Origin of the sequence: Sphingobium sp. Z007, assembly GCF_900013425.1 — a bacterium.
Lineage (GTDB): Bacteria > Pseudomonadota > Alphaproteobacteria > Sphingomonadales > Sphingomonadaceae > Sphingobium.
The window spans coordinates 1715197-1727203 of record NZ_FBXK01000005.1; the positions used below are offsets into that span (position 1 = coordinate 1715197).

Annotated in this window: 13 protein-coding genes; 5 read left to right on the plus strand and 8 right to left on the minus strand. The window is 63.7% G+C overall.

Annotated features, from left to right (window positions below; all coding sequences use genetic code 11):
* The first annotated feature begins 39 nt into the window (after nucleotides 1-39).
* A complete protein-coding gene (locus CEQ44_RS16305) occupies nucleotides 40-1389 on the plus strand; it encodes an IS1380-like element ISSp1 family transposase (RefSeq protein WP_013039775.1) in 1350 nt (449 codons plus the stop codon).
* 38 nt (nucleotides 1390-1427) lie between these two features.
* On the opposite strand, the gene CEQ44_RS16310 is transcribed toward CEQ44_RS16305, so the two are convergent.
* Entirely contained in the window at nucleotides 1428-2609 is a 1182-nt protein-coding gene (locus CEQ44_RS16310) for a site-specific integrase (protein ID WP_088201820.1), read from the minus strand.
* A 296-nt stretch (nucleotides 2610-2905) separates the two neighbouring features.
* Between CEQ44_RS16310 and CEQ44_RS16315 the strand changes: the two genes are divergently transcribed.
* On the plus strand, nucleotides 2906-4132 hold the full coding sequence (locus tag CEQ44_RS16315) for an NAD(P)/FAD-dependent oxidoreductase (RefSeq protein ID WP_088182089.1): 1227 nt from the start codon (nucleotides 2906-2908) through the stop codon (nucleotides 4130-4132).
* Nucleotides 4133-4316: 184 nt separating this feature from the next.
* Nucleotides 4317-4607: a GIY-YIG nuclease family protein gene (locus tag CEQ44_RS16320; RefSeq protein ID WP_088182088.1), complete on the plus strand. Its 291-nt coding sequence runs from the start codon at nucleotides 4317-4319 to the stop codon at nucleotides 4605-4607.
* Nucleotides 4608-4734: 127 nt separating this feature from the next.
* On the opposite strand, the gene CEQ44_RS16325 is transcribed toward CEQ44_RS16320, so the two are convergent.
* On the minus strand, nucleotides 4735-5253 hold the full coding sequence (locus tag CEQ44_RS16325) for a 2'-5' RNA ligase family protein (RefSeq protein WP_088182087.1): 519 nt from the start codon (nucleotides 5251-5253) through the stop codon (nucleotides 4735-4737).
* Between the two features lie 87 nt (nucleotides 5254-5340).
* Between CEQ44_RS16325 and CEQ44_RS16330 the strand changes: the two genes are divergently transcribed.
* Complete coding sequence (locus CEQ44_RS16330; protein ID WP_088182086.1) at nucleotides 5341-5763, plus strand: sugar transporter; 423 nt, start codon at nucleotides 5341-5343, stop codon at nucleotides 5761-5763.
* 16 nt (nucleotides 5764-5779) lie between these two features.
* Here the strand turns inward: CEQ44_RS16330 and CEQ44_RS16335 are convergent, their stop codons facing one another.
* The 4 genes from CEQ44_RS16335 to CEQ44_RS16350 form a co-directional block, all read right to left on the minus strand.
* Nucleotides 5780-6151, minus strand: a complete 372-nt coding sequence (locus tag CEQ44_RS16335) for a hypothetical protein (RefSeq protein ID WP_088182085.1) — start codon at nucleotides 6149-6151, stop codon at nucleotides 5780-5782.
* On the minus strand, nucleotides 6148-7143 hold the full coding sequence (gene mltG / locus CEQ44_RS16340) for an endolytic transglycosylase MltG (protein WP_088182084.1): 996 nt from the start codon (nucleotides 7141-7143) through the stop codon (nucleotides 6148-6150). Before mltG ends, CEQ44_RS16335 begins: the two co-directional genes overlap by 4 nt.
* A gap of 22 nt (nucleotides 7144-7165) precedes the next feature.
* A complete protein-coding gene (gene fabF / locus CEQ44_RS16345) occupies nucleotides 7166-8425 on the minus strand; it encodes a beta-ketoacyl-ACP synthase II (RefSeq protein ID WP_088182083.1) in 1260 nt (419 codons plus the stop codon).
* Nucleotides 8426-8606: 181 nt separating this feature from the next.
* Nucleotides 8607-8840 carry an acyl carrier protein gene (locus tag CEQ44_RS16350; RefSeq protein WP_007689016.1) on the minus strand — a complete coding sequence of 78 codons (234 nt, stop codon included), beginning with the start codon at nucleotides 8838-8840 and terminating at the stop codon, nucleotides 8607-8609.
* Between the two features lie 203 nt (nucleotides 8841-9043).
* On the opposite strand from CEQ44_RS16350, the gene CEQ44_RS16355 reads away from it, so the two are divergent.
* Nucleotides 9044-10285, plus strand: coding sequence for a glycosyltransferase family 87 protein (locus tag CEQ44_RS16355; protein WP_088182082.1), 1242 nt, complete (start codon nucleotides 9044-9046; stop codon nucleotides 10283-10285).
* Here the strand turns inward: CEQ44_RS16355 and fabG are convergent.
* Nucleotides 10239-10979 carry a 3-oxoacyl-[acyl-carrier-protein] reductase gene (fabG, locus tag CEQ44_RS16360; protein WP_088182081.1) on the minus strand — a complete coding sequence of 247 codons (741 nt, stop codon included), beginning with the start codon at nucleotides 10977-10979 and terminating at the stop codon, nucleotides 10239-10241. The two genes, CEQ44_RS16355 and fabG, sit on opposite strands and share 47 nt — an antisense overlap.
* A gap of 19 nt (nucleotides 10980-10998) precedes the next feature.
* Nucleotides 10999-11934: an ACP S-malonyltransferase gene (gene fabD, locus CEQ44_RS16365; protein WP_088182107.1), complete on the minus strand. Its 936-nt coding sequence runs from the start codon at nucleotides 11932-11934 to the stop codon at nucleotides 10999-11001.
* Nucleotides 11935-12007 lie beyond the last annotated feature (73 nt).

A 12007-nucleotide genomic window follows, 5' to 3' on the forward strand; every position in this document is an offset into this window, starting at 1 on the left:
CCTGCCGCAGGGCAGAAAATGCCACGGGCCACACCCGCCATGAACGATGATATCGCAAGCTCATTTGGATTCCCAGCAGTCGGCCGCAAGAAAATCACAGCTGCGTTCGACGGTGGCCGGCTTACCTCGGATGGCGGTGTTCTACTGCTTGCACAGGCCGAGCGCGCGATGGGGATTTGCCAGCGCCTGGCGGCTTGTATTGCCGATCCGCGCGATCCAGCGCGGGTGATCCATCGCCTGGATGACATTCTGCGTGCCCGTGTGTTCGCGATTGCGTGCGGCTATGAGGATGCCGATGATCTCGATGCTCTGCGCGACGATCCAGGCTTCCGCCTGGCGCTCGGCAAGCTGCCGGAATCGGGCGCGGGGCTGGCCAGCCAACCGACGATGAGCCGGTGGGAAAATGCACCGACTACGCGCGAACTGGCCAGCATGATGGCCGCGATGATCGACATCTACTGCGCCAGCTATCCCGCCCCTCCGACAGCGGTCACGCTGGATATCGACGACACGTGCGACGTCGTGCATGGCTATCAACAGCTCTCGTTCTGGAACGGGCATCATGGGGAGCGCTGCTTCCTACCGATCCATATCTACGACACCGCGACCGGCAGGCCGGTGGCCATGCTGCTGCGCACAGGCAAGACGCCTTCTGGAAAGGAGGCGGCGGGGCACATCCGACGCCTGGTGCGTCACCTGCGCCGTAATTGGCCCGATACCCACATCACTATCCGCGGCGACGGGCACTATGGTCGACCCGAGGTCATGGCCTACTGCGATGCGGCCCGCGTCGATTACGTGTTCGGCCTGCCCACCAATTCAGCGCTGCGCGCCGATCCCGCCATTGTTGCGGTCGCCGATGCCTGCGCGGTCAAGCGCGCCCAGCGTCAGTGTCCCGTCCTGCGCAACTATGCCGAGACCCGCTATGGGGCAAAGACCTGGAAGTGCCAGCGTCGCGTCGTTGCACGGATCGAGGCCAGCACGCTGGGCATGGACATCCGCTATGTCGTCACCTCGTTGGCAACAGGATCGGCCGAGCACATCTACGACACGCTCTACTGCGCGCGTGGTCAGGCCGAGAACCTGATCAAGCGCCACAAGTCCCAGCTCGCCAGCGACCGAACCTCGTGCCGCTCGGCCAATGCCAATCAGATGCGCCTGATACTGCACACTGCCGCATACTGGCTGCTATGGCGCATCCAGCAGGCGATGCCCAGGACCGCTGCTCTGGCAAGCGCGGAGTTTACCACCTTGCGCCTGCGGCTGCTCAAGGTCGCTGCGCGCGTCGTAGAAAGTGCTAGCCGCATCCGCATTGCCTTCGCTTCCGCCTGTCCGGATGCCGACCTGTTCCGCGCCCTCGTTCTCCGGCTGAAGCCTGCGCCGACGTAGCCCATGCGGCAGCGCCGCAGAACTCCGAGCCCAGCCCTTCAACCCGAAAAGCCCATCAATCCGAATGCGGTGAAACAAACGCCAGCGATGCCGGTCGTCCGCGCAATACAGCCAGCCGCAGCAAATGCCCAGAGCGGGCCCGAAACCGAGCGTCGTGAATAAGAGAGGTTAGGCAGCTTGTGGGCGAGAGCCTTATCGGCGACTTCCTTGGGAAAGTCGGTGCATTCGGCGGCCCAGTCCGTGAAGGTAGATCGGAAGCCGTGCACTGTGATGCTGGCGAAACCATCGTCGCGCAGAAGCTTGGTCATGGTCATGTCGCTGATCGGCTTCTTGCCATCGTTGGAAAAGACCAAGCCTGTATCGCTGGTCCGCTCGTTCCAGCGTTTGCGCAGCAGTGCCACAACCGGTGCCGAAAGCGGAACGATGTGGGTTTCGCCCGCCTTCATCCGTTTAGCGGGAATGGTCCATACCGCCTTTTCGAGGTCGAACTCGGTCCATACCGCAAGGCGCGTCTCGTTGGACCGGACGGCGTTGTAGATCGTGAAGCGCAAGGCGTCGCGTCCCGTCGTTGGGGAGGCAGCGGCAAGCTTCTGCATCAGCGCCGGGACATCGGAATAGGGCATGGCCTCCATATGCCCCCGCTTGTCGTTCTGACGCGGCAGCCCCTTGCGCACCGAACGCAACGAAACCTCTTCCGGCACCCAGCCTTTCACATGCGCGAAATCGAGCACTACGCCGATGCGCTGGAGCAAGCGTCGCGCTGTTTCCGGTATCTCCAGCCATATCGGGGACAGCGCCTCAACCACGCAGGCGCTGTCAACCTTGTCGACCGGCTTCTTGCCGATGCGCGGAAAAAGGTGGCGCTCGAACCCGGATAGCCAGCGGGCATGATGCCCGTCCTTCCATCCGTCCCCCAAGGTTTCATGGCACGAGCGGGTTGCGGCTTCGAAGGTCGGTATGATCTTCCGCGCCTTGCGTCGCTCGGCGACAGGATCGAAACCGTCACGAACCCGGCGGCGCAATTCCGCTGCCGCTGTTCTGGCATCGGTCAGCGAGACATCATGCGCCGATCCCAGCCCATAGTCGCGGCGATGGCCTTTCAACTGCATGCGAAGCACCCAGGTGCGCGCGCCGCTGGGCTTTACGACAAGGCACAAGCCCCTGCCATCGACATGGCGACCGGGCTTCGCATTCTTCACTTTCAATACTGTCAGCGCCATCAGGTTCGAGTCCCTGTCAGGGATTCATACCGCCAAAAACTGGGGTATTTGGTCCCACAATCGTTCCCACATATCAGCGGGAATTCAGGCGATTCAGGGCGACCGACCGCGAACACGTTACAAGATAAATCGCTGATTTTACAGAGTAGTTGGAGACGCTCTGAAATTGCCTGAGACGAAAGTTATAGCGCCTCCTCCGCTACCAAATATCACCCCATCGACAGACATCGCCCTTGCCTCCCGCCCAAAATCGCGCCAATCACCGGCGCAAACGGGGCAAAGAGGATAGTGGGCGGATGAGCTATTATGACGTTCTGATCGTGGGCGCGGGCCATGCCGGTGCGCAGGCGGGGATCGCGCTGCGACAGGCGGGCTTCGAAGGATCGATCGCGATGATCGGTGACGAGAAATATCCGCCCTATGAACGTCCGCCGCTGTCCAAGGAATATTTTGCGGGCGATAAGAGCTTCGACCGCATCCTGATCCGCCCTGCGACCTTCTGGGGCGAACGTCATATCGACATGCTGCTGGGTCGGCGGGTCAGGAGTGTGGATCCGCAAGGCAAGTTCGTGACAGCGGGCGACGCGGAGATCGGCTATGGCAAGCTGATCTGGTGCACCGGCGGCAGCCCGCGAATGCTGACCTGCAACGGCGCGGACGCGCATAATGTCCATGCCGTGCGCCGCCGCGACGATGTGGACGCGATGATGGCGAAGATCGACAGCATCAACCATGTCACCATCATCGGCGGCGGCTATATCGGGCTGGAGGCGGCGGCCGTCCTGTCGAAATTCGGCAAGACCGTCGTGCTGCTCGAAGCGCTGGACCGGGTGCTGGCGCGCGTCGCGGGTGAAGAGCTGTCGCGCTTCTATGAAGCGGAGCATCGCGCCCATGGCGTGGACCTGCGCACCGGCGCGCGGATGGACTGTATCGAGGTGACGGACGGCCAGGCGACCGCCGTGCTGATGCAGGATGGCGAGCGGATCGAAACCGACATGGTTATCGTCGGTATCGGCATCATCCCCGAAACCGGGCCGTTGATCGCTGCGGGCGCGGCGGGCGGCAATGGCGTGGACGTCGACGAATTTTGCCGCACATCGCTGGACGACATCTATGCTGTTGGCGATTGCGCGGCCCATGCCAACCGCTTCGCGGGCGGCGCGCAGATGCGGCTGGAATCGGTGCAGAACGCCAACGACCAGGCGAAGGTCGCCGTCGCGCATATCATGGGCAAGGAAGACGCCTATGACGCCGTGCCCTGGTTCTGGTCGAACCAATATGATCTGAAGTTGCAGACGGTGGGGCTGTCCACCGGATTCGATCAGGCGATCCTGCGCGGCGATCCGGCCACGCGCAGCTTTTCCGTGGTTTATCTGAAGGGCGGCAAGGTGATTGCGCTCGATTGCGTCAACATGATCAAGGATTATGTGCAGGGCCGCGCGCATGTGATCGGTGGTGCGGCGCTGGACGTGGCGCAGCTGGCCGATGCGAGCGTGCCGTTGAAGGAAGTGGGGTTGGCCTGAGGGGTGGGTAGCCGTTCGCTTGCCGGATGGCAGCGGACGGTGTGCGGCTATTGCCCGAAATGGCGGATACGGATGGGGAGCGGACTGTCGGGTTTAAAGGAGCAATTGCTGTAGAGCGGATTGAAAATCCACCGTCACCCCAGCGAAGGCTGGGGTCTCAGGCGGCCGCGCGCTACGGTAGGGCATGGCGCGAGGCGGCTACACCTATATCTTGACCAACAAGCCGAGGGGCGTTCTTTATGTCGGTGTCACAGCCGACATTGCAGCACGGGCCGAACAAGATCGAAACGGCACTGGTTCGGCTTTTTGCAAGAAGTACGGGTTGACCCGCCTTGTTCTGGTCGAACCACATGATGACATCATGCTCGCCATTGCCCGCAAGAAGGCGCTCAAAGTCTGGATGGGGGAATGGAAAATCCGGCTTGTCGAAGAGAGGAATCCAGGTTGGCGCGATATTTCAGACGTTATCTCGTGACCGCCTGAGACCCCAGCCTTCGCTGGGGTGACGATGAGGGAAACGGCCGCTTCTGGACAAAGGCACACCATGTTTTGAAGGCAAAAACTGGTCGTTTCCCGACCGTCCGCATTTCCTCCCTCCGCCACTACCCCCTGAACATCGCCTTCATCGCCAAGTCCCAAGGCCCGCCGCGATAGTGCCAAGCGGCGAGGCCCGCGATCGCGAAGGAGCGGGGGCGGAAATCCGCCGCCAGTTGCGCGGTCAGCACCTTTGCGACGTCCGGCTTGACCTTGTTCTGGACCGTGACGTGGAGGCGCGGGCGGGCCTGGTCCTGCGGCGTCAGCAGGCCGGTAAAGGCGTCGGCCAGTGCATCGCGCATCGCCATCAGGCCGGGACTATCGATGCGATAGGCGACCCCCTGCCCCAGCGACATGACCGCAGCAAGCGTCGCCGCGGGCGCGGGACCGCGGCACAGCCCTTTCAACCGGTCCGACAGTTCCGGCAGCAACGAGGGCGGCAGATGGTGGAACAATGTGATATGCGCCGACAGCATGTTGCGCTCCGGCGGAAAATGCGCGCGGCGCAGGCCGTCCGCCCAGGCGAAATCGGCCGCGCCCATCAGCGCCGTGACGATGATCGGGGCGCTCTGTTCCGCTGTCGTCATCTATCTTCCTGTCCAACGCCATGGGGTGTATGATCTGCGCCTAGCGTCCTGCACGGCGCAGCGGCGCGAGGCAAGGAGTGGGGCATCATGGCCACGTTGCGCAGCGTCACGATCATCGGCGTCATCCTGCTGCTTTGGGGGCTGATCGGCATCGCCGCCTTCACTTTCCAATATAGCATGGACCTCGACGCACTGGCGCGGACCGATCCGGCCGGCGCGCGCGCCTTTGCGCTGATGCCCGCCTGGGTCTGGACCGTCTATGCCATCGCCGTGGCGACCGGCATGCTGGGCGCGATCGCGCTGCTGCGGCGCAAGGCGACCGCGGCCTTCCTGTTCCTGATCTCGCTGGTCTGCGTAATCGTGCAGTTCGGTTTCACCTTCCTGGGCACCGAGCTGATGGCGGACAAGGGCTGGGCGGTCGCCATCCCCTTCCCCGCGTTCGTCATCGCGGTCGCGCTGTTCGAATGGCTCTATGCCCGGTCGCTGGTGGGCAAGGGGGCGCTGCGCTGACTGGCGCGCGGCGGGATCAACGCGCGTTGCGGCTCATCGCCTTGAGCGCTTCCCCGGCTGCGCTGATCTCACCACCGCGCTGCTGTAGTTCACCGCCACATTGGACGAGCAGTTCCTTGGTTCGGCGCTCGTCTATATCGACCGCCTCGCGCTTCATCAGGCTCGTAAGGTCGATATTCGGTTCCGCGCCGAAAATCTGACCCGCGAAGAAAAGCGACCCCATCAAACCCGACATTTTAAGCGTCGCATCCTCGCTGGACGCCAGCGACGCCACCACGATCAGGCAGCGGGCGGAATGACGGATCGCCGGGTCATATGTTTGCGCGGCGGCGTGGACAGGCACAAGCGCCGCAGCGAACAGACCGAGCGACCAAAATCGCACCGTCACAATTCTCCACGCGCCCTGCGGATTTCGAACCATTTGCGCACATTTTCATTATGCTGCTGGTAGGTGTCGGCGAAGATATGGCCGCCCTTGCCGTCGGCGACGAAATAGAGCGCCCTGGTCTGCGCCGGATGCAGCACCGCCAGGATCGACAGCCGCCCCGGATTGGCGATCGGCCCCTTGGGCAGGCCGACCATGGCATAAGTGTTGTAATCGTTGACCGCCGCGATTTCCGACTTGCGGATGCGACGGCCGAGCGGCTTGCCGCGCGTGATGGGGTAGATGATCGTCGGGTCCGCCTGGAGCATCATATTGGTGCGCAGCCTGTTGCTGTAAACGCCTGCGACCATCGGTCGTTCGGACGGGACGCCGGTTTCCTTTTCGACGATGCTGGCCAGGATGATCGCTTCCCTGGGCGATTTCGCGACGGTTTCGGGCGCGCGTTCGGCCCAGAGCTTCGCCAGCGCCTTGTCCATTGCCGCCTGCATCCGCTTGAGCACGGCGGCGCGCGGCTCGCCCTTGTCGAAGGCGTAGCTGTCGGGCAGCACGCTGCCCTCTTCCGGTACCGGGATGCCGCCGGTCAACTGGTCGTTCGCCATCAGCCGTTCGTGCACCAATATGGACGGCATGCCTTCGGGAATGGTGATGAGCCGGGTCAGCGTCTTGCCGCCCTGCAGGATCGAGAGGATGTCGCTGTTGCTCGCCCCGGCGGGGATGATAAATTCGCCCGCCTTGATCGACTTGCCCGCGCCGAACACCTTCGCCCGAGTCAGAAAGGCGTCGGCGGAGCGCACCGCGCCCGCCCGCTTGAGCAGCACCGCCGCATCGGACAGAGTTGCCCCGTCTGGCACGGTAATGCTGACATCCTGCTTGGCCGGCCCCTGCTCGCTCCAGCCATAGACGAAGCGAAAGCCGATGAAGGCCGCGACGGCCAGGCCGATCAGCAGGACGATGCCAGCGAGGCGGCGCGTTGGATTGCCCGATCGTTTCGCCATAGCCGTCAGCCCAAGATCAACGTCAGATCGCCTTCATGATGAGCGAAGCATTGGTGCCGCCAAACCCGAAGCTATTGTTCAGCACCGCGCGCACCTTGCGCTCCTTCGCGACGTGCGGGACCAGGTCCACGCCCCTGCAGCTTTCGCTCGGTTCATCGAGGTTGAGCGTCGGCGGCACGATGCCGTCACGCATGGCGAGGATGCAGAAGATGCTTTCCACCGCGCCTGCGCCGCCCAGCAAATGGCCGATCGCCGACTTGGTGGACGACATCGACATTGCGCCGATCTGGTCGCCGAACAGGCGGCGCACCGCCCCCAGTTCCAGTTCGTCGCCCAGCGGAGTTGACGTGCCATGCGCGTTGACATAATCGATGTCTTCGAGCGCGAGGCCGGACTTTTTCAGCGCCATCTGCATCGAACGGAACGCGCCAGAACCTTCTGGGTGCGGGGCCGTCACATGATAGGCGTCACCCGACAGGCCATAGCCCAGCACTTCGGCATAGATTTTCGCACCGCGCCGTTTGGCGTGCTCATATTCTTCGAGCACGACCACGCCTGCGCCTTCGCCCATGACGAAGCCGTCGCGGTTGACGTCATAGGGGCGGCTCGCCTTTTCGGGCGTGTCGTTGAAATTGGTGCTGAGCGCGCGCGCCTGCGCGAAGCCGGCGATGCCGATCGGGCAGATGGCGCTTTCCGCGCCGCCCGCCAACATGACGTCGGCATCGTCCATCGCGATCATGCGCGCAGCGTCGCCGATCGAATGAGCGCCGGTCGAACAGGCGGTGACGACCGCATGGTTCGGCCCCATCAGGCCATATTTGATCGATACCTGGCCGGAGATGAGGTTGATCAGGCGGCCATGGACGAAGTGCGGGGACACCCGGCTCGGTCCCTTGTTCGCCAATACCAGTGATTCGCTTTCGATGCCCGGCAGGCCGCCGATGCCCGACCCGATCGAGCAGCCGGCGCGCAGCCGTTCTTCCTCCGACATATTGTCGAGGCCCGCGTCGCGCAGCGCCTGGCTGGCGGCGGAAATGCCGAACACGATGAACAGGTCGACCTGGCGCTGGATCTTGTGATCGACGTCCAACCCCGGATCATAGCCATATTCGTGGGTCGCTGGCTTCACTTCGCATGCAATGCGGCACTTATAGTCGGTCGGATCGAAGCGCGTGATCGTCGCCGCGCCGGATTTGGACGCGATGATGTTCTTCCAACTGGTTTCCACATCCCCGCCCAGTGGGCTGACCATGCCAAGGCCGGTTACGACGACACGACGCATATGCTTGCTCCGAAATATTCCATGTGGCTTCGCGCCGTCCCGTCTAGCCGCTTGCGGCGGACTTGTGAACGGCGCGCCAGATACGAAAAGGCTCCCCGCATTCCGGGTTCACCGGACAGGAGGAGCCAATTCCTAACGCGCAGGGCGGCCCGGCGCGCAAAGGCGCGGGCCGCGAAACGCCTTACTGCTTGCTGTCGATATAATCGATCGCATCCTTGACGGTCGCGATCTTTTCGGCAGCGTCGTCGGGGATTTCAACGCCGAATTCTTCTTCGAACGCCATCACCAGTTCGACGATGTCCAGGCTGTCCGCGCCCAGATCGTCGATGAAGCTGGCGTCCTCGGTCACCTTTTCGGCTTCAACGCCCAGATGCTCGACGACGATTTTCTTTACGCGATCCGCGGTCTCACTCATGAGTGGTCCTTCTTGACTGGTATCGTTGGTGGTCTGAACAACCGTTAAGGCAGCCCTAGTGCCAAGCTCCGATAGAGGCAAGAGGCTAGGTCGCCAAGCCCCCACATTGGCTGACGCGACGATCCGGCAGCAAAAAGTGGCGTATGGCGCGCCGATAACCGTCTGTTTACCAAAATTTCAGCCGCTTATGCGAGGGATGACATATGGCCAGCGTCCCTTCACTCGACCCCTTCGTCACCCGCGCGCGCGTCCGGCTGACGGCGATATTGGTGCTGGCGGCGACTGTGATCGGCCTATCATACCTCTTTGAGACCGCGCATGGGACGGTGGATTCGCTCGGCCGACCGCTCGGCACCGATTTCTCCAATGTCTGGACCGCCGGACAGATGGCCGATCATGGCCGCGCGGCGGCGGCGTGGGACTGGCCCACCCATTATGAAGTCCAGAAACAGGTCCATCACGATCGCGCCATTCCCTTTTACGGCTGGCATTATCCCCCGCCCTTCCTGATCATCGCCACCCTGCTGGCGCAATTTCCCTATGTCGCGGCGCTGCTGATCTGGCAGGGGCTGACGCTGATGCTGGCCCTGGCGCTGGTGCGGCGCATCCTGCCGAACGATCGCGACGCGATGCTGGCGGCGCTGGGCGCGCCGGTGGTGCTGGTGTGCCTGGGGCATGGTCAGAACGCCTTCCTGACCGCCAGCCTGCTGGGCGCGGGGATGTTGCTGCTCGACCGGCGGCCGTGGATCGCCGGGATGCTGCTGGGCGCACTGGTCTATAAACCGCAATTCGCCGTGCTGATCCCGGTGCTGATCCTGGCGCGGGGCAATATCCGCGCCTTCGCGTCGGCGGGCCTGACCGTCGTAGCGCTCTGCCTGCTGACGCTGGCCATCTGGGGCTGGCCGGTGTGGCAGGCCTTCATCGATTCCCTGCCGTTGACGCAGCATGTCATCATAGAAGACGGCGCGACCGGCTGGGAAAAAATCCAGAGCCCTTTCGCCGCCGTCCGCCAATGGGGCGGATCGATTCCGCTGGCCTATGGCGTGCAGGGCGTCGTCATCGCGATCGCGATCGCCGCGGCGGGGCTTGCCGCCCGATGCGGGTCGATGGAGGTGCGCGGCGCGGCGGCGCTGAGCGCGGCTTTGCTCTGCACCCCTTATGTGCTGGACTATGATTTCGTGTTGCTGGGCGTCGCCATCGCCTTCATGGCGGCGGACATGCGCAAGCGCGGCGCGCTGGCGTGGGAGCCGACATGGCTCGCCTACGCCTGGATCGCGCCGCTGTTCGGCCGATCGCTGTCGGAACTGGCGCATGTGCCGGTGAACCTGATCGCCGCCATCGCCGTGCTGGCGCTTGCGCTGCGGCGCACCATCCTGCTGGACGGCGCGCCTCGCCAGATCAGATCATGGCCATCCCGCCATTCACATGCAGCGTCTGGCCGTTGACGTAGCCGGCCTCCTTGCTCGCCAGATAGACGACCGCCGCGCCGATATCATCGCCGCTGCCCAGGTCGCCGACCGGGATTTTGGTCAGGATCGCACTCTTCTGCGCATCGTTCAGCGCATCGGTCATGGCCGAACGGATGAAGCCGGGGGCGACGCAGTTTACGGTGATGCCCCGGCTCGCCAATTCCTGGCCCAGCGATTTGGACATGCCGATGATGCCCGCCTTCGACGCGCAATAGTTGGATTGGCCGGGGTTGCCGGTGACGCCAACGACCGACGTGATGGAGATGATGCGGCCGAAGCGCGCCTTCATCATCGGCTTGGCGGCGGCGCGGACCAGGCGGAAGGCGGCCTCCAGATTGACCTGGATCACCTGGCTCCATTCCTCATCCTTCATGCGCAGGATCAGGTTGTCGCGCGTGATGCCGGCATTGTTGACCAGGATGTCCAGCCGGCCGCCAAGCGCTTCGACCGCCTGCGGCACCAGCGCATCGACCGAGGCCGGGTCGCTGAGGTTGCAGACGATCGTTTTATGGTCACCCCCCAGTTCGGCGGCGAAGGCCTTCAGCTTCTCCTCATTGCTGCCCGAAAGCGCAAGCGTCGCGCCCTGCGCGGCCAGCGCCCTGGCGATCGACGAACCGATGCCACCGGAAGCGCCGGTCACCAGCGCGGTCATGCCTGTTAGGTCGAACATGTCTTTATTTCCTGTCCTGTCAAAAAGCCGCCAGCGCGGCCTCGATATCGTCCATCGTCACGATGCTGCGCACGGTTGCGTCGGGGGCGATGCGCTTGACCATGGGGCCAAGCACCTTGCCGCCGACTTCCACGAAATCGGTGACGCCCGCGTCCCACATCGCGGCGACGGATTCGCGCCAGCGGACACGGCCGGTGACCTGTTCGACCAGGCGGGCCTTGATCTCTTCGCCGTCGGCGATCGGGGCGGCCAGCACATTGGCATAGACCGGCAGCAGCGGCGCGTTGATCGTCGCCTTAGCGAGCGCCTGCGCCATCGCGTCGGCGGCGGGCTGCATCAGCGGGCAGTGGAAGGGGGCCGACACGGGCAGCAGCACGCCGCGCTTGATGCCGTAATCCTTCACCATGGCGACCGCGCGCTCGATCGCGCCGCGATGGCCGGAAATCACGACCTGGCTGGGGTCGTTGTCGTTGGCAACGGTGCAAACCTCGCCCTGCGCCGCGGCATCGGCGAGCGCCTGCGCCTTTTCAATGTCCGCGCCCAGCAAGGCCGCCATCGCGCCTTCGCCCACCGGCACGGCCGCCTGCATCGCCCGGCCGCGCAGCTTGAGCAGGCGCGCGGTGGTGGTGATGTCGAACGCTTCGACCGCACAGAGCGCGCTATATTCGCCCAAAGAATGACCCGCGACATAATCGCCCCTGTCGGCCAGGGTCAAGCCGCCCTCCTTCTGCATCACGCGCAGCGTGGCGATGGCGTTGGCCATGATCGCGGGCTGGGCGTTCTCGGTCAGGGTCAGGGCGCTGTCCGGCCCCTCCACCATGATGCGGAACAGATTTTGCAACAGGGCGGCGTCGACCTCCTGGAACAGCTCCCGCGCCGCCGGGCTGGCGTCGGCCAGCGCCTTGCCCATGCCGACGGACTGGCTGCCCTGCCCCGGAAAAAGAAATGCCCGCATCGATAATCCCCTGGCCAGAAACGCATAAAAGCGTTCAAATTCAAACACGATACACTTTGAGACATAAATGTCA

Coding starts and splice junctions, on each gene's coding strand:
- CEQ44_RS16315 (WP_088182089.1), top strand. CDS start 2,906: ATGAGCTATTATGACGTTCTGATCGTGGGCGCGGGCCATGCCGGTGCG.
- CEQ44_RS16355 (WP_088182082.1), top strand. CDS start 9,044: ATGGCCAGCGTCCCTTCACTCGACCCCTTCGTCACCCGCGCGCGCGTC.
- fabF (WP_088182083.1), bottom strand. CDS start 8,425: ATGCGTCGTGTCGTCGTAACCGGCCTTGGCATGGTCAGCCCACTGGGC.
- CEQ44_RS16330 (WP_088182086.1), top strand. CDS start 5,341: ATGGCCACGTTGCGCAGCGTCACGATCATCGGCGTCATCCTGCTGCTT.
- mltG (WP_088182084.1), bottom strand. CDS start 7,143: ATGGCGAAACGATCGGGCAATCCAACGCGCCGCCTCGCTGGCATCGTC.
- CEQ44_RS16305 (WP_013039775.1), top strand. CDS start 40: ATGAACGATGATATCGCAAGCTCATTTGGATTCCCAGCAGTCGGCCGC.
- CEQ44_RS16310 (WP_088201820.1), bottom strand. CDS start 2,609: ATGGCGCTGACAGTATTGAAAGTGAAGAATGCGAAGCCCGGTCGCCAT.
- fabG (WP_088182081.1), bottom strand. CDS start 10,979: ATGTTCGACCTAACAGGCATGACCGCGCTGGTGACCGGCGCTTCCGGT.
- CEQ44_RS16350 (WP_007689016.1), bottom strand. CDS start 8,840: ATGAGTGAGACCGCGGATCGCGTAAAGAAAATCGTCGTCGAGCATCTG.
- CEQ44_RS16320 (WP_088182088.1), top strand. CDS start 4,317: ATGGCGCGAGGCGGCTACACCTATATCTTGACCAACAAGCCGAGGGGC.
- fabD (WP_088182107.1), bottom strand. CDS start 11,934: ATGCGGGCATTTCTTTTTCCGGGGCAGGGCAGCCAGTCCGTCGGCATG.
- CEQ44_RS16325 (WP_088182087.1), bottom strand. CDS start 5,253: ATGACGACAGCGGAACAGAGCGCCCCGATCATCGTCACGGCGCTGATG.